Origin of the sequence: Paraburkholderia agricolaris (assembly GCF_009455635.1) — a bacterium.
GTDB lineage: Bacteria > Pseudomonadota > Gammaproteobacteria > Burkholderiales > Burkholderiaceae > Paraburkholderia > Paraburkholderia agricolaris.
Genome location: NZ_QPER01000002.1, coordinates 1,608,221 through 1,623,490 on the forward strand (window position 1 = coordinate 1,608,221; position 15,270 = coordinate 1,623,490).

The 15,270-nt window shown below is 60.7% G+C and carries 15 protein-coding genes and 1 pseudogene; 5 read left to right on the top strand and 11 right to left on the bottom strand.

Features of this window, described 5'->3' with window-relative positions; all coding sequences use genetic code 11:
• Window positions 1–20: 20 nt before the first annotated feature.
• Complete coding sequence (locus GH665_RS28635) at window positions 21–1,013, bottom strand: PadR family transcriptional regulator (protein WP_153140578.1); 993 nt, start codon at window positions 1,011–1,013, stop codon at window positions 21–23.
• 435 nt (window positions 1,014–1,448) lie between these two features.
• Entirely contained in the window at window positions 1,449–2,027 is a 579-nt protein-coding gene (locus GH665_RS28640; protein ID WP_153140579.1) for a helix-turn-helix transcriptional regulator, read from the bottom strand.
• 386 nt (window positions 2,028–2,413) lie between these two features.
• Between GH665_RS28640 and GH665_RS28645 the strand changes: the two genes are divergently transcribed.
• Complete coding sequence (locus GH665_RS28645) at window positions 2,414–4,948, top strand: glycosyltransferase (RefSeq protein ID WP_167531022.1); 2,535 nt, start codon at window positions 2,414–2,416, stop codon at window positions 4,946–4,948.
• 81 nt (window positions 4,949–5,029) lie between these two features.
• On the opposite strand, the gene GH665_RS28650 is transcribed toward GH665_RS28645, so the two are convergent.
• From GH665_RS28650 to GH665_RS28665, 4 genes are all read right to left on the bottom strand, one after another.
• Window positions 5,030–6,163 carry a porin gene (locus tag GH665_RS28650; RefSeq protein WP_153140581.1) on the bottom strand — a complete coding sequence of 378 codons (1,134 nt, stop codon included), beginning with the start codon at window positions 6,161–6,163 and terminating at the stop codon, window positions 5,030–5,032.
• Between the two features lie 82 nt (window positions 6,164–6,245).
• Entirely contained in the window at window positions 6,246–7,571 is a 1,326-nt protein-coding gene (locus GH665_RS28655) for an MFS transporter (protein WP_153140582.1), read from the bottom strand.
• Between the two features lie 59 nt (window positions 7,572–7,630).
• Window positions 7,631–8,107: a cupin domain-containing protein gene (locus GH665_RS28660; protein WP_153140583.1), complete on the bottom strand. Its 477-nt coding sequence runs from the start codon at window positions 8,105–8,107 to the stop codon at window positions 7,631–7,633.
• 71 nt (window positions 8,108–8,178) lie between these two features.
• Window positions 8,179–9,084: a fumarylacetoacetate hydrolase family protein gene (locus GH665_RS28665; protein WP_153140584.1), complete on the bottom strand. Its 906-nt coding sequence runs from the start codon at window positions 9,082–9,084 to the stop codon at window positions 8,179–8,181.
• A gap of 154 nt (window positions 9,085–9,238) precedes the next feature.
• Between GH665_RS28665 and GH665_RS28670 the strand changes: the two genes are divergently transcribed.
• Window positions 9,239–9,931 carry a GntR family transcriptional regulator gene (locus GH665_RS28670; protein WP_167531023.1) on the top strand — a complete coding sequence of 231 codons (693 nt, stop codon included), beginning with the start codon at window positions 9,239–9,241 and terminating at the stop codon, window positions 9,929–9,931.
• 93 nt (window positions 9,932–10,024) lie between these two features.
• On the opposite strand, the gene GH665_RS39710 is transcribed toward GH665_RS28670, so the two are convergent.
• The gene (locus GH665_RS39710; protein ID WP_217361910.1) at window positions 10,025–10,477 is read right to left on the bottom strand and encodes an alpha/beta hydrolase; all 453 of its coding nucleotides are present in this window, start codon (window positions 10,475–10,477) and stop codon (window positions 10,025–10,027) included.
• 189 nt (window positions 10,478–10,666) lie between these two features.
• Here GH665_RS39710 and GH665_RS39715 point away from each other — a divergent pair, with 189 nt between their 5' ends.
• On the top strand, window positions 10,667–11,284 hold the full coding sequence (locus GH665_RS39715; RefSeq protein ID WP_217361911.1) for an AraC family transcriptional regulator: 618 nt from the start codon (window positions 10,667–10,669) through the stop codon (window positions 11,282–11,284).
• 92 nt (window positions 11,285–11,376) lie between these two features.
• Here GH665_RS39715 and GH665_RS39265 read toward each other — a convergent pair.
• Window positions 11,377–11,631 (bottom strand): annotated as a pseudogene (locus GH665_RS39265) (mandelate racemase); the annotation flags it as partial.
• 33 nt (window positions 11,632–11,664) lie between these two features.
• A complete protein-coding gene (locus GH665_RS28680; protein ID WP_153142345.1) occupies window positions 11,665–12,186 on the bottom strand; it encodes a lipocalin-like domain-containing protein in 522 nt (173 codons plus the stop codon).
• Window positions 12,187–12,349: 163 nt separating this feature from the next.
• On the opposite strand from GH665_RS28680, the gene GH665_RS28685 reads away from it, so the two are divergent.
• Both GH665_RS28685 and GH665_RS28690 read left to right on the top strand, forming a co-directional pair.
• A complete protein-coding gene (locus GH665_RS28685; RefSeq protein WP_153140586.1) occupies window positions 12,350–13,225 on the top strand; it encodes a LysR substrate-binding domain-containing protein in 876 nt (291 codons plus the stop codon).
• A gap of 214 nt (window positions 13,226–13,439) precedes the next feature.
• Window positions 13,440–14,156, top strand: coding sequence for an O-methyltransferase (locus tag GH665_RS28690; protein ID WP_153140587.1), 717 nt, complete (start codon window positions 13,440–13,442; stop codon window positions 14,154–14,156).
• A gap of 9 nt (window positions 14,157–14,165) precedes the next feature.
• Here GH665_RS28690 and map read toward each other — a convergent pair whose 3' ends face one another.
• Together map and GH665_RS28700 are read right to left on the bottom strand one after the other, a co-directional pair.
• Window positions 14,166–14,933: a type I methionyl aminopeptidase gene (gene map, locus GH665_RS28695; protein ID WP_153140588.1), complete on the bottom strand. Its 768-nt coding sequence runs from the start codon at window positions 14,931–14,933 to the stop codon at window positions 14,166–14,168.
• Window positions 14,930–15,142 (bottom strand): ParD-like family protein, encoded by a 213-nt coding sequence (locus GH665_RS28700; RefSeq protein ID WP_153140589.1) that lies wholly within the window; start codon window positions 15,140–15,142, stop codon window positions 14,930–14,932. The genes map and GH665_RS28700 overlap by 4 nt, the downstream gene beginning before the upstream one ends.
• Window positions 15,143–15,270: the final 128 nt, after the last annotated feature.

The following is a 15,270-nucleotide window of genomic DNA, read 5'->3' on the forward strand; positions in this document are numbered from 1 at the left end:
GAGTGGCAGATCGCGTAGTCTCAAACGGTCGGTTCGCCGCTGGTTGCGTCGTTGCCAGGATTGCCGTCACCTTCACCTTCGCCTTCGCCTTCGATTTCATTGACCGCGCGCATCAGAATTGCAGCGATGCGGCGTTGCTCGTCGGCCGGCACGTTGTCGCGGCGCAGGAGCGCATGCTTCAGCGCGCGGCGCGCCTGGCTCAGTTCCGGCAACCAGCCGCCTTCGCTGATGTCGGCCGGCTCCTCGCCGGCGAACGCGCGGCGCACGGAATCCATCTTGCGGGCGATATGCGCCAGCTTGGCGAGCATCAACTCGACGCGATCGCGATTGGCGGCCAGATACTCGCGGCCCGTTTCCGACAGTTCGTAGCGCTTGCGGTTGCCTTCGAGTTGCACGGTGACGTAGCCGAGTTCTTCCAGATAGGTGAGCGCCGGGTAGACCATGCCGGGGCTCGGGCTATAGAAACCGTTCGAGCGCGTTTCGAGCGCTTTGATCAACTCGTAGCCGTGGCTCGGCTGGGCGTCGATCATCGAGAGCAGCAGCAATTGCAGATCGTCGGAGCTGAATTTGCGGCCGCGCGGAAAACCGTCGCCGTCGCCACCGAAGCCGCCACCGAAGCCTCCGGGGCCACCGCCGAAGCGTCCGCCACGGCCGCCACGATGCTCGTGATCGCGGCCAATCGCGTGCCACAGTGCGTGAAGCGAGAAGTGGTCGTAGCCTTGGCGGCCGAAACGGTAGCCGTCGTGGTCGCCATGGCTGCGGCGCTCGTCGCGCTCGCCATGGCGGCCATGACGCCCGTGGCCGCGTTCGTCGCCATGAGATTCGTGCCAGTCGCCGCGGCCGCCATGACGGCGTTCGAAACTTTCTTCATATCGTTCGCTGCCGCGCTCGCCGGCCCGCTCGTAGCGGCGGGCGAAGGCGTGCCAAAGCTCATGCAGCGACGGGCGGTCATGTCCGGCGAAGAAACCGTCGTCCGCGCCACGCGAACGGGAAAAACGATGGTGATGACGCATCTTGGGTACTCCCGGTTGTGTCTTAAGATGTGTCTTAAGATATATATCTAAAGATAGTTTGTCAAACTTATTTTTGTGGGTCCCGGCGTGCAACAAAGCGTGCGGGAACGGCAAAGCGGCCGTTCAGACGGCACTTTCAGGTTGATGGGGGGAGGCAGCGGGGGATCGAAGTGATGAAGAAACGAGATTGCTTTATGACGGTCGCCGCTTCCCTGCCGTCGTCAATATTGGTCACGAACCGGCGCAGTAGCAATGCGGGGTGCTTCAGGCGCTTACCTGATTTTTATAGACGGCAGTTTCGCCCGAATTGAGCCACTCATCATCTGAGCACGTTCGGTCGAATCGCGCAGCTTGCTGCCGGGCGTAATCTCGACGTCAAAAAAACCAGCATATTTTCAGGGCGAAAATGGCTGATGTGGCAAGCGCTCGAACCGGTCATAACCGATTGTGGTGTGCGTGCATGCCGGTGTGAGATTGGCGGATGTCTTGCGGTGCGAGGCCATAAGCACGCCGAAAAGCCCGCGTGAAATCCGACGCGCTTTTGAAACCGTGAGCGTAGCCGATGTCCTGCACCGGAACGCCGGGGAAAGCGACGAGTTCGTCGGCAGCGGCACGCAACCGCGTGTGCCGGATATAGGCGGCAAGTCCTCTGTCGTGCTGAAAGAGGCGATAGAGGGTGGGGCGCGAGATACCCAATGACTCCACGACACGATCGGGCGAAAGATCGTCGTCGCGCAGGTTCGCGTGCACGTAGCGGCGCGCCAGGTCGAACGCCATGGCGCGCGCGAGCGCCGGTTTGCTGCCCCTCAGCCCCGCCTGCTCGCCGAACGCGTCCGCGATCAGCAGCACGATCTCGCGAAGAATCCGGTGGGCATCCCAAGGCGCCATGAAGCGGAGGAGTTGCTGCTGGACGGGCAGCGCGGACACGTCGAAATGCTGGTGCGCGATTTCAAGCCGCTGGGCTGGGTCCAGGGTGACGGGCAGATCCTGAAAGTGCGTCTTGACAGCTGGCATGGTGAGGATTCAGTGAAAAGGCAGAAGGTCTTGCTGCAATGCAGGGACCACCAGTACGGACGTCGCAGCCCGCAGCGCGGAATGGTCACAGGGATAGTGTTGCTCGCCATGCGGGAAAGATGAATGCTTCGTAAGGTGGCTGCATTATTGCCTCATTGGATTAATTCCAAAAGCGGGAACAACGTCCATTGCGCTCCTTAATATCCCTGACGACGCCAGCTAAAGCTCGTTCGTGCGGGTGAATCCGGCCCCTGGAAAAGTTGTATAAACCGAGCGACGGCAACTACGATAGACAGTGCCTCAACGCAATCCTTACCAATCGGCGCTCGATGCGCGGCTCGCCTGCGTCGAGAAATCAACGGAAGCCTGAGCAGGGGACTACAGCCATGAGCATCATCAGGCAAGTGGTGGTCGTGATTGCCCTTTCGCTTTCGGCGCTGTTCCTGGGAATTCAGTTCTGGACCACCAGCGTCATCGCCGTGCGATCTGAGCAGATCCTGCGCGAGTACGACGCTCGGCCTCCCCTTACGTCAATGGCGGAGGAAAAGGCCAGACAGGAAGCGATCGCCGCGAAGATCCAGAATGTGAAGCAAGGTCTGTTCTGGACCGGTATCGCCGGCAACCTGAGCGCCGCAGCGGCGGTCATCGTTGCTCTGTCCGGCGCCTGGATCGGATTTCATCAATACCTCGGCGTCCGGCAGAAGGAGAGGGTTGACCGTGCCTCCGCTGAGCTGAAGTCGATCTGGGAGATGCTGGCCGATAAGTCCGCGATGGTGCGTGGCGCCGGCATGGCGGCGCTACAGAATTTCCTTGGCCGAGAACTATCGATCTATCACAGCTCCATTGCCTCTGCCTTGTCGGTAGGCTGTCGATCGATTCTGGCGTATTCGGATACCCCGAAAGATTCCGAATTTCTTCTGCGAACCGTTACGCCGGTGATTGAACGCGCCTTCCGCTCGATTGATCACGAGACGCTGGGGTCAGTCTCATGGCAGGGCGTGGTTCTCTATTACCCCCGTCTCAATGACCTCGATCTTCATGGCTTCGATTTTCGCGATGCGATCATCATGGGCGGCGACTTTACCGGCTCCAATCTTCAGGGTTGCCGCTTCAACGCTGCGCGACTGACCCAGTGTCAATTCGATGGCGCCGATCTGCGGAAGGCGGTACTTGAACATGCCGACCTTGCGTCGGCGAGCTTCAAGGGGGCGAACTTATCGGACACGGATCTGCGCAACGTCAAGATACTGCACACGGATTTTTCCGCCTGCGATCTGCGCGACGCCAGATTCAGCCGGACCAAAATCGATTGGACGCTGACCAAAGGATGGCGCACCAGCCACCTCGACCCTGGCCTGCGAAAAACACTGATCGCGAAGCATGGACCGGAGGCTACGGGTCCGCGCGCACTGATGATGTGTTGGGAGTTTCCGCCTTTTGTCTCGGGCGGGGGGTGGACCGCGGCGTACCATCTGGTGCGACGGCTGCGCCGGAAGGGCAGTGACCTTACGTTGCTGGCGCCGTGGCCTCACTCCTCGTTATCGCCTTACCCGTTTGGCCACGAAGTCGAAGTTGCCGGCGTCGGTATTGATCATGCGGGAATCGATATGCGGCCTTTCCAGGGCTTTTCGGCCTATGGGTCGTACGGTGCCTATTCGAGTGCTCCCGCGTCGGAGATCGCTTCCGGGTTGGTGCAGGCCGAGGGTGAGGCAGGCAGCATCGTCGACGAGGTGAGCGCGTTCGCGCGTCGATGCGCAGACTTCGCCGAAGAGTCCGGCCACAACTGGAAAATCATCCATGCTCATGACTGGGTAACGTTCCCGGCTGCGGCACGGTTGGCACGGGTGTCGAGTTCTCCCTGGATTGCTCATTTCCATTCGACCGAATGGGATCGAAGAGGCGATAAGGCCAGTGAACTCATTCATCAGATTGAAGAAGACGCTTGCAGAGCCGCCGACAAGATTCTGGTTCCGAGCACCGTTCTCAGGGACACGCTTGTCCGCGTGTTGAAAGCCGAGCGCACGAAGATCCTGGTCGTCCCGAACTGTTTCGAGTTTGAGCCGGAAGAGTTGCAAAGACGCGGCAGCTTCAAAGCCAGGAGGGTGATATTTGCAGGACGGATCACCGCTCAGAAGGGACCCGACTACTTCATCGAAGCGGCAACCAGGATCAGGAAGAGGTTGCCGGAGGCGACCTTCGCGATGTATGGCGAAGGCGACATGGTGCAGCAGATCGCGACCTCGATCAGGCAGTATTTCCACCCGACGAAATTTATACCTCCGGTTGAAAACAAACAGGGGACGCCCGTGGAACTGATCGTGAGTCTGACTAGCGTGATCGTTGCGACGCGCAATCCGGTGACCGGTCGGCTCAGCTACAAGAACACTTCGTCTCCGGCGTCGCTCGATCGCGAGTTGGAGGCGAGGATTGCGAAGGGCGGTTTCACTCTGACGCTGAAGTTCACCCCGGACGGCTACCATCTTGTGACATTCGGGGAGGGAGCGCGCCAGGAGAACTTCCTGGTCTACGGCCCTGGGTTATGGAGGGAGGGGGACCCAATCGTGGAAATGAATGGGTTCGTCGACTGGTCGGCCCGCAATAGAATGTTTAGAAACGCCAGCGCCGTTATCGTGCCCTCGCGTAGCGAGCCATTCGGAATGATCATTCTCGAGGCAATGGAGAATGGCGTGCCCGTGTTCTACTCCAGAAACGCCGGCGTGAGCGACGTGCTTCAGACCGACCTGACAATCGACCCCGAGGATGCGGAAGCGGTTGCCGGGAAGGTCTGCGAACTTCTGTCCAACGAGCGTCGATGGCTCGCGGTGGTCGAAGAGCAGAGGGCGGCGCTGCTGAAGTTCTCGAAAACACCTTGTGAAGACGAGGTGGTTCGGACCTGGAAGTCCCTGATCCAACGGACATGACGGAATCTGGGCGGCGATCCAGGCATCGGCGGACCGAGCGGTGCATTGCGGCACCTGCAGCAGCCTGGATCAGCCGTCGAATCAGAACAGGTGGCGGATGCCGATCTGCGCGCCGGTCTCGTTGTGGCCGGGGTCCGGGCTCAGCAATGAACCCGTCGTGATGCTCGCGCCTGTCATGCGGAACTGGGCTGTCCCGAAGTTCTTCAGCCATGACACCACGCCGTAGACTTGCGTGCGCTTCGAGAGCGAGTAGCTCGCAATGGCGCCGATCTGTTCGGCGTTGTTGTCGAGCGACGAATCGTCCTTGATATAGGCGTAGGCCGCACCGATCGTCGCCTGGGGCGTAAGCCGGTAGTCGGCGGACACACTGTACGTGCTGTGGTAATTGCCGGGCACGTTGCCGACCGGTCCAAGGGCGGGGTTGTACTTCCCGGCGGGGTTTGCGAGCGCATTGCCTGTGGTGGCCGAGATCACGTCGTTCGCGCGAAACCACGCGAGGTAAAGCTTGCCATGCCCATAATCGTACGTCGCGCCCGCCATGATCTCCTGCACGCGCACGCTGTTGGCCGGATTCGCGGCATTGAGGTAGGCGAGCGCCAGGTAGAGCGGTCCCTGCTGGCTTTGCGCCGCGGCCTGATAGACCGCGTTACCCGCGAGTGAGCCCGGCACACCGCCGACTGAGTAGTGCAACTCCACCTGTGTGTTGGCGAACTTCGGCGAGAACCAGGCGACGTCGTTGTCGACGCGCGAGAGCCAGTTCGCGAAGTCGTTGTAGCCAGAACCGTAGGTGGCCGAGCCGAGCGCGTCGAGGCCGATTGCGTAGTAGAACATCGGCGTGTTCTGCCGGCCGAAGCGCAACTCGCCGAACGGCCCGGCGACGCCCACCCACGCCTGGCGATCGAAAAACCGGTACGCGTTCTGCTGCGCGCCCGTCGACGGGTCAAAGCCGTTCTCGAGGTCGAAGCGCATGCTGTAGCCGCCGCCGATGTCCTCGGTGCCGCGCAATCCCCAGCGGCTCGTCATTTCGCCGTTGTTCGCGAGCGCGACGAGCTGGGTCGATTTGCCGCCGACCTGTGCCGATTGATAGCCGGCGAATGTGTCTAGCACCCCGTAGAGCGTGATGGAAGACTGTGCGCACGCGTTTGCGGCGGCAACCGCGAGAACGGCGCCACTCAGCAAGCGGTAACCCTGATTCGGTTTCATACTCGTTTTCATACTAAGCTATCCTGATTTTTATTGCGAGCAGGACGAATTCGAAACAAAGGAATGGGTGTTCCGAACTCCGAAGGCGGTCGGTTCAGCCTGGTGCGCGTTCGCGCACGGGCGCAGGGGCGGGCAGGCTCAGCATGACGAGCGCGCCGAGGCACGCCACGGCGGCGAGCGCAAACAGGCACCAGGCCGGTTGGCGCGTGAGCTCACGGATCCAGCCGATCGCGAATGGAAATACGTATCCGCCGATGTTGCCGATGGTGGAGATGAGTCCGATGCCGGCGGCCGCCGCTGTGCCTGAGAGCAGCGTACCCGGCAGCGCGAACAGTACTGCGTTCGCGCTGATGAGGCCGAATGCGGCGAGCGTGAGACCGATGAGCGAGATGACGGGCCAGGTGGCAAATGCGCCGCTCAGCACGAGCCCGAGCGCGCCGATCAGCGCGGGGCCGGCCACGTGCCAGCGACGTTCACCGGTATCGTCGGAGTGGCGGCCGACGATTACCATCCCGATCGCGGCGAAGCCGAACGGCACAGCGCTCACGAGTCCGGTCTCTACGAGCCCTTTGACGCCGAGATCGCGAACGATCTGCGGCAACCAGAACGCGAGGCCGTAGATGCCGCCAATCTGCGTGAAATTGATGATCGACAGCCGCCAGACGTCGCCGCTGCGTAATGCGTCGCCGAGCCGGTGCGCGTGACCCTGCGCGTCGCGAGCCGCGCGTTCGCGAGCGAGCGTCGCCAGCACGCGCTCCCGGTCGTCGGGCGCGAGCCAGCGGGCATGCGCCGGGCCGTCGTCGAGCACGAAGAGTGTTGCGACGCCCGCCAGGACGGCTGGCGTGCCTTCGAGCAGAAACAGCCACTGCCAGCCGTGGAGGTTCCAGCGACCGTCGAAGCTCTGCATGACCCAGCCCGAGAGCGGGCCGCCAAGCACGCCGGCGAGCGCAATGCCGAGCAGGAACAGGCTGACCGCCTGCGCGCGCTGGCGGTTCGGGAACCAGTAGGTCAGATAGAGAATCACGCCGGGAAAGAAACCCGCTTCGGCGGCGCCGAGCAGCGTGCGCATCAGGTAGAACGACAGCGGCGAGTGGACGAACACCATCGCGGCCGACACGACGCCCCACACGACCATGATCCGGGCGATCCAGACCCGCGCGCCGACTCGCGCGAGCATCAGGTTGCTCGGCACCTCGCAGAGACAGTACGCGAGGAAAAAGATGCCGGCACCGAAGCCGTACGCGGCGTCCGACAGCCCGATATCGGATGCCATGCGCAGCTTCGCGAACCCGATGTTGATACGATCAATGAACGAGATCACGTACAGCAGGATCAGAAACGGCAGCAGGCGGCCGGCGATCCGGTTGTACAGCGTCCAGTCTGCGTCGCTGGGAAAACCCGAGCGTGCGAGTAGTTTCAAGATGGTCTCCTGGCGGGTTTCTTCGGGGCCCGGTTTGTGTTTGTTGTCGTGAGCGGCGTTCAGCCCGTCGCGTGCAACGCGTGGCCGGCTGCCTGCACTGGCCACGACGCGATCAGCACGAACGCGATCACGCAAGGCTCGGTGCCGCGGTTGATCCAGTTGTGGATCGTGCCGCGCTGCACGAGAACATCACCGGCCTTCAGGTGCACCTCACTGCCGTCGAGATCCATGTCGATCTCGCCTGAGAGCACGACCGCGTAGTCGATTGAGTCGGTGCGGTGGTTGCGCGGCGTGACGCCCGGCGCGTACTCGATCACGCGAAACACGGAGCCGTTCGGATGCGCGGTTGCGACCTTGCGCTGCGCACCGTCGCCGGGCACGTCGTTGTCGACGGGAAAGCCTTCAGTTGTCCAGATCACTGTGGCCGTCGCACCTTCGCGAAGCGGAGCGATGTTCGACACCGGCTCGTCGATACTGATGCAGGCCTTGCCGTTGGCGTCGTGGCCCGTGACCACGCGGCGGATCGAAAAACTCATGGGAACTCCTGTCGGCCGCTCGGGCCGGTCAATGAATACGGTGGAGAGGGGGCAACCCGATCCGTGCCACGTCAGACGCCGATCGGGTTGCGCAACACGCCGATGCCGGCGACTTCGGTTTCCAGCACGTCGCCCGGCTGCATGAACTCGGGCGGCGTGCGCGCGTGCCCGACGCCGGGCGGCGTGCCCGTCGCGATGATGTCGCCGGCTTCGAGCGTAAGCCCGCGCGAGAGCTCGGCGATGATCGCCGGAATATCGAAATACATGCAACTCGTGTTCGACGATTGCTTGACGACACCATTCACGCGCGAGGCGAGATCGAGGCCGCGCGGATCGAGTGCGTCCCGCGTGACGATCCACGGCCCCATCGGGCAGGTGCCGTCAATGCTCTTGCCCTTGAACCACTGCTGCCCGTGACGGCGCTGAATGTCGCGCCAGCTCAGGTCGTTCAGCGCGGTGAAGCCGAACACGTGGTCCATTGCGTCTTGCTTCGCGATGTCGCGGCCATCCGCGCCGATCACGACCGCGAGTTCGACTTCCCAGTCGAGTTGCGCCGAGAGTTCGGCGAAGTAAGGAATCGGGGCGTAGGGGCCGCAAACGGTCGTCGGCGCCTTGGTGAAGAAGGTCGGGAACTCCGGCATCTCTTTCACGTGCGGGCGGATCTTCGCTCCCTCGGCGAAATGTTCGAGGTAGTTCCAGCCGACGCAGAAGATGTTCTTGCGCGGGCGAGGGATCGGTGCGAGCAGTTCAAGGCCGGCGAGCGGCAGATCTTCCGCGGCGCGGCGCGCGAGGTCGTCCAGCGCCGCGCGAGCCGGCGCGCCCGCCGCGATTAGCGACACCATGTCGGTGGCGTCGAATGGCAGCGTCACGCCGAGCGCGGTGGCGCTCGCCGCGACGTCGATGACACGCTCGGCGCTGCGCACGAGTCCAATGCGCGCGATGGGGGCCGCGCGGTCACGAAAGCTCAGTAGTTGCATGTATCGGTTCTCGATGGAGGTTATGAGGCAATGTGTATATCATTCAAAGTAGAGTTAAGAATAATATACAAAAAGTGCTTGCGGGCGTTGGTTGTGGTTTTTTTCGGGTAAACACTGGTATAGTCTACGAACTATTTTCGTCTGCGAGCGTGCCGTGCCCTTTTCCCCGTCCAATGAAACCGACACGGAGGTGTCGTCGCAAACCACCGCGAGCGCGATCCACGCCCGGTTGCGGCACGACATCCTGCGCGGTGTACTGAAGCCCGGCGAGCGGCTTCGCGTGCACGACGTCGCGCAGCGCTACGGCGGCGGAACGATTCCCACGCGCGAGGCGTTGAGCCGCCTGTCGGCGGAATTGCTGGTGATTTATCTCGATCAGCGGGGTTTCGCGGTCGCGCCGATCAGCCAGGAGAGTCTCGAAGACCTGACGCGCGCGCGCGTGTGGACCGCCGAAGCGGCCGTGCGGGAAGCGGTGCGTAATGGGGATGCTGCGTGGGAGGAGCGCGTGGTGCTCGCGTATCACCGGCTTTCGAAGGTGCCGCGCTACGAGTCGGAAGATCCACCCGTTTCGAACCCGCTGTTCGATCCGTTGCATCGCGAGTTCCACCTGCAGATCTTTTCCGGCTGTGGATCGCAGTGGATGGTAGATACGTGCATGCGGCTATTCGATCATGCGGAGCGCTACCGGAACCTGTCGCGTCAGGCCGTGGTCATGCCACGCGAGCACGAGCACAAGGAACTCGTCGACGCGGTGCTGGGGCGCAGCGAGGAGGTGGCCGTCGCCTCGATCAGCGACCACTTCCGCCTCACGGCGCGGATCGTGAACGACTTCAGGCGGGGCAATTAGCGAGGATGCTATTGCGCTAGTTGCCCGTCCCGGTGACGAACTACCTGTGGGCTCCGCCGTTCGTGGCATCGGCCGTAACTATGCGGAGATTATTTATTTGCCCAGTTGATCCCGGTAGAACGCGGAGAGCTTTGCCACAGCGGGTACAACGTATTCGGCCTTGTCGTAAAGATCGACATGTGTCGCCCCGTCAATCCAGTGAAGCGCCTTCGGTTCGCCAGCCTGAGCAAACGCATCTTCTGTCATCCACCGGGTATCGGCCTTTGTACCGACGATCATGAGCAATGGTCTGGGCGAGATCATGTGGATAAGATTGAAGCCGTTGAATGCTGCGATTCTGTCGACACTGCTCCAGGACATCATCCTGGTCGAACGAGGATGTGCCGCGCGTGGTGTGCAGTAGTATTGCCAGCCTTCGTAGACGTACTGCCCTGCCTGCCGTGCGTCCGCCTCGGATTCGGGAAAGATGGGAAAACGCTGCATAGCTTCGCCGCATGCTTCCGCAGTGCGCGCCTTGCCAGCGGTGTCCAGCAGCGCCTGAAGCACTTGGGGCTCCTGCTTGCCGTCGCAACCTTCGCGAAAGAATCTGCCAATGTCCACGCCACTGACGGTGGCTACCGCCTTGATTCGGTGATCAGTTGCTGCGGCCGATACTGCGTAGCCACCCAGGGCACAAATGCCAAGTAGTCCGATGCGATTGGAATCGATGCCGTCACGTATACTCAGGAACGAGATGTGGCCAGTGAGAAGGGGCCGTTGCTTGGCCTGGGGTTCAAGCTGAACCCTGACAGAATAGCCGCGTTGCTGCTCGAGGCAGGCATTCAGCCAGGGGATCGCGGCCGCCGGCGCGGCATCGCCGTCCGCCACCTCGATAATGACCTGCTTGATCCTGTCGTTCGTCTTCTTCGGTTGCTGGATCGACCGAAGGATCTTTCCATGTTGGCGGATTCGATTGAGCGGGAAATTTTTTGGCGGCTGATCAGCGGAGAACAAGGGGCGCTGGTGCAGCAACTCGGGTTCGCTGACGGCCATACCATGCAGATCAGCCGGGCGATCAAATGGATTCGGGCCAACTACGCCAGGGCCTTGCGTGTCGAAGAGTTGGCTGAAGTGGCTTGTATGAGCCTCACTTCGTTTCACCGGCACTTCGTGGCAGTAACGTCGCTGAGTCCAATTCAGTTTCAGAAACAGGTTCGCCTGCAGGTGGCGCGAACGCTGTTGCTGTCTTCATCGAGGAACGTAGCCGATATCGGACTCGAAGCAGGTTACGACAGCTCATCGCAGTTCAGCCGGGAATATCGACGGCAGTTCGGCCGCCCACCTCGCGCAGACGGCGACTCCCTAAAAAGATAGCGAGACGTTTGATCGCGGTTGCCTAAGAGGGATGTCTTCAAAGCGGAGTGTATTCAAATAGATCGTCAACCGTTGCGATATTCACATCCTGATCACCTGGAGCCGAACGCGCCCTGAAATGCCTGCCGTGCTTCAGCGTGCGTTTCAAAGCCGATGCCAGGCGCTTGCGGCAGATCGGCATGTCCTGCTATGACTTCCAGATGATCGGCAAGACCACAAAAAGGGCGAAACGCAAACGGCGTAAGTTCAGCGCCGCCTAGGCCCAAGGCTGCAGTGACGTGCAGACTGAAGAGGTGGCCGCCATGTGGCCAGAAAGCCTGGCGTGGCCATCCCCGCGCTCTCGGATGTCGGTTATACGCATCTGCCTTTCCTTTACGCAATCATCTCAACCTGCGCCAGACCGAGATCGGCACATCACCGTTCGGTCGAGGGACGACGCGGTAGGTTAGCTGATCGCCTTTCAGTTCGTAGCTCCGTATTTGCTGCTGTCCCTCCCAATTGGGAAACGACGCATTCTGGATATGGAAAGTCAGGGTGCCGTTATCCTGATCGACACTGACTGTGCCGAAGTGAGTACTGGAGCCCATCACCGCTTCCTTGTAGTCGTCCGGCGTCCCGGCGCCCTTGTCGCCCGAGGCGAAAGGAGGGCGTTCGGCCTTGAAAATCTGCAACGAGTAGCGCCCTTGGGCGTCGATCAGCAGCAGCCCTTTGGGCGCACTGCCGAAGTCGTGCGCACGCGTGCCATCGGGATGTTGAACGTCAGCGGCGACGAGCGTCCACGTGCCCTCCAGCGACGGACCGGCGGCGACCGCGTCATCGGCACTCACCGCACTTGCCAATAACGTGCATACGGGGAAAACGACGCGAAAGAAGCCGCGACTCAGCAGCGAGTGGCTGTTCATGAAGTGTATTTCTCCACTGGATTGTTCCAGAAGCCTGCGCTTGCCGAGGCCTGGTTGTGACACGTAGCGGACGACGGGTCCTTGAAATTCGACATTGATCATAGACGGACGAATATGTAATGAATGCGATAATTCAGGACCGTTGCTTCAGAAAAACTGAGCTATGCCATTGCCCAATCTCGACATGGATGCGTTGCGGACACTGCTGATAAGCCAGCAAGCCGGAAGTTTGAATCGGGCTGCTGAGCGGATAGGCCGCTCGCAATCGGCTGTTAGCCAGCAGATGCGCAAACTTGAAGAACAGGTCGGTCAGCCCCTGTTTCGTCGGCAAGGCAGGGGTCTGGTTCTGACGGAATCCGGCGACCTCGTGCTGTCCTACGCGCGCCGCATTCTGGATCTGAATGACGAAGTCGTCAGGACAGTTCGAGGGGCATCGGTCGCCGGCGTGGTGCGCTTCGGCCTACCCGGGGATTTCGCCGAGACCTGGTTGCCGGCTGCGCTAGGGCAGTTCAAAAGAACTCATCCTGGCGTACGCGTGGAAATCGCGGTCGAGCGAAACGGAATACTGCTCGAGCGGCTGGATCGGGGAGAACTGGACCTGGTGCTCGTGATGGGTTACGCAAACCGTCCAGACGCCGAACATCTTGCGACGCTGCCGATGACATGGATTGGAGCGGCCGGGATCGACATTGACCTACGTCCCGGTGTTCCCCTGGACCTGGCCTTGTACAACTCACCGTGCTTTTTCCGCCGTGCCGGAATCGAGGCGCTCGACAACGCGAGCATCCCGTGGCGATTGGCTTACACCACAGCGAGCCTCCAGAGTCTGTGGGCAGGCGTTGCCGCCGGCCTTGGCATCACGTTGAGAACGGCCGCCGGATTGCCGCAGTCTCTTCGCCCACTCGATGGCAGGAATGGACTTCCGCCGCTGCCGACGGTTGAACTCTGCCTGCATACCGGACCAAGTGATAGGCCGGCCGCCCTGGCGGAGCTCAAGCAGGTCGTGATTGAAAATGCGGTAGCGAATCTGGGCTCTTAAGCAGGGGAAATCGGCAGAGCGCGCCTTTTTTCGACGCTCGCACAATATTCGTAGCCTCGAAACGTCTTTGGATGCATGGTGCTGCCAATCGCAGCGAGCGTGATGGCAGCACCGAAGCGCGGCATCATCGTTAGTAAAGCGTAATGATCAAGTCCGCAACAACGACCCGGCGCCGGCGATTCCGCCAGCGCCATCGAGCTAACGAGGTAAGGGCATGTCTCCCTCAGGCACCATTCTTCTCAATCAACTGCACGAACAGAACACCGTCGAGACGATTGGCCGAGCACGTTCGCAGTTCCATGGCTCAAACGAGGCGTTCGCGGAACTGGCGGAGCAATACACTTCGCTTGCTCCTCGACTGCGAGGGAAGTTTCTCCGCATGTACGGCTTGTCTAGTGAAGACTCGTATTTCTCGCAAGGGACCGATCTGTCGTTAGCGGTGTCCGCCGGGATGGGACACTTTTTGCGCAACCTGGTCCTTTCGCACCGGCCAGCGCGGATTCTGGAACTGGGCAGTTCAGTTGGCGTATCGACGCTGTATTTCGCCGACGCGCTCTGCAAGTTGGGCCGCGGTACGGTTGTGGCGACCGAACTGGATTCTGCAAAGTGCGCACGTCTTCGCGAACATGTCCGAATGGCAGGCGTGGAGTCTTATGTCGATCTTCGGGAAGGCGATGTGTTCCAGACCGTCGCGGAACTGGATGGATTCTTCGACTTCGTCTTTATCGACGTATGGGCCGACACTTACCTCCGCCTGTTCAGGCAGATTGAGCGTCTCCTGCGTCCGGGATCAATCGTGCTCGCCGACAATATGTACACCGCCGAAGACGCCGTTGGTACCTACAAGGACTACATCGAGAAAAATCCAGGTTTTTCAAGCACGACTCTGGACTTCGAATCGGGCGTCGAATTTACCGTCGTGGTCTCCTAGCGCGGACTGTCAGTTCAGCATCTTTTCCTCGGGGCGCAACGTCAAGACCCGCACGCCGTTTCGGGTGACTGCTACGGTGTGCTCAAATTGCGCGGACAGTTGGCCATCGCGCGTGACGACCGTCCAGCCATCTTCTTCGGTCTGAACGGCATGCCGACCCTGGTTAATCATCGGTTCGATGGTGAACACCATTCCTTCCTGCAGCACCAGGCCTGTGCGCGGCTTTCCCCAATGCAGCACCTGGGGAGGTTCGTGCATTTCACGGCCAATGCCATGCCCGCAATATTCCCTCACGACCGAATAGCCGTTTCTCCGGGCGTGCCGCTCGATGGCATGCCCCACATCGCCAAGTCTGGCGCCTGGACGAACGGCACTGATTCCTTTCCACATCGCTTCGTAGGTCACTTGCACGAGCCGTTTGGCCAACGGCGGCACCTGACCGACAAGATATGTTTTGCTGGAATCAGCGATATAGCCATTTTTCTCTAGCGTGATATCGAAATTAACAATATCCCCGCTTTGCAATATCTCGGTCGTGGATGGAACGCCGTGGCAAACCACGTTGTTGCGGGAAGAGTTAAGCGCGTAGGCGTAGCCGTACTGCCCTTTGCTTGCCGGACGTGCGTTGAGTTCATTCACGATGAGGCTATCGACCAGATTGTTGATCTGCATGGTCGACATGCCGATCAGGTCCAGCCGATCCACATGACCGAATACGTCCGCCAGCAACTTGCCCGACTCGGCGAGCAATGCAATTTCTTCTGGTCGCTTGGTCATGCGGAAGCCGCCTTGATCGCTTGCTCCACAACGCCCGCGGCTCGCAGTTCCCGGGCAACGATCTCATTGAAACTCTGCGTCGGATTCATTTCGCAAAGCATGCCAATCTTGATCCAGAAGGCCGCCTGCGCGTTGATCGACCGACACGACACGGCGCTCGCCTTGCGTATCTGATCGTGCAAATCGTCGTCGATATTTACAATACCCATACCACCCTCGATATATGAAACGTATACGAATCATATATTAAAGGCGGTTGGCTGTGCAAGTGATCTTTGTCGACAAAGATCACTTCTGGCGTCAATCGATTTCGGCGGGGAGCGGGCGATCGACCCAT

What these genes read in the sequence shown, in the direction of transcription:
- GH665_RS28650 (WP_153140581.1), bottom strand. Translation starts at nt 6,163, where the DNA reads ATGAAAACGAGTATGAAACCGAATCAGGGTTACCGCTTGCTGAGTGGC.
- GH665_RS28680 (WP_153142345.1), bottom strand. Translation starts at nt 12,186, where the DNA reads ATGAACAGCCACTCGCTGCTGAGTCGCGGCTTCTTTCGCGTCGTTTTC.
- GH665_RS28700 (WP_153140589.1), bottom strand. Translation starts at nt 15,142, where the DNA reads ATGGGTATTGTAAATATCGACGACGATTTGCACGATCAGATACGCAAG.
- GH665_RS28665 (WP_153140584.1), bottom strand. Translation starts at nt 9,084, where the DNA reads ATGCAACTACTGAGCTTTCGTGACCGCGCGGCCCCCATCGCGCGCATT.
- GH665_RS28640 (WP_153140579.1), bottom strand. Translation starts at nt 2,027, where the DNA reads ATGCCAGCTGTCAAGACGCACTTTCAGGATCTGCCCGTCACCCTGGAC.
- GH665_RS28635 (WP_153140578.1), bottom strand. Translation starts at nt 1,013, where the DNA reads ATGCGTCATCACCATCGTTTTTCCCGTTCGCGTGGCGCGGACGACGGT.
- GH665_RS28690 (WP_153140587.1), top strand. Translation starts at nt 13,440, where the DNA reads ATGTCTCCCTCAGGCACCATTCTTCTCAATCAACTGCACGAACAGAAC.
- GH665_RS28660 (WP_153140583.1), bottom strand. Translation starts at nt 8,107, where the DNA reads ATGAGTTTTTCGATCCGCCGCGTGGTCACGGGCCACGACGCCAACGGC.
- GH665_RS28685 (WP_153140586.1), top strand. Translation starts at nt 12,350, where the DNA reads ATGCCATTGCCCAATCTCGACATGGATGCGTTGCGGACACTGCTGATA.
- map (WP_153140588.1), bottom strand. Translation starts at nt 14,933, where the DNA reads ATGACCAAGCGACCAGAAGAAATTGCATTGCTCGCCGAGTCGGGCAAG.
- GH665_RS28645 (WP_167531022.1), top strand. Translation starts at nt 2,414, where the DNA reads ATGAGCATCATCAGGCAAGTGGTGGTCGTGATTGCCCTTTCGCTTTCG.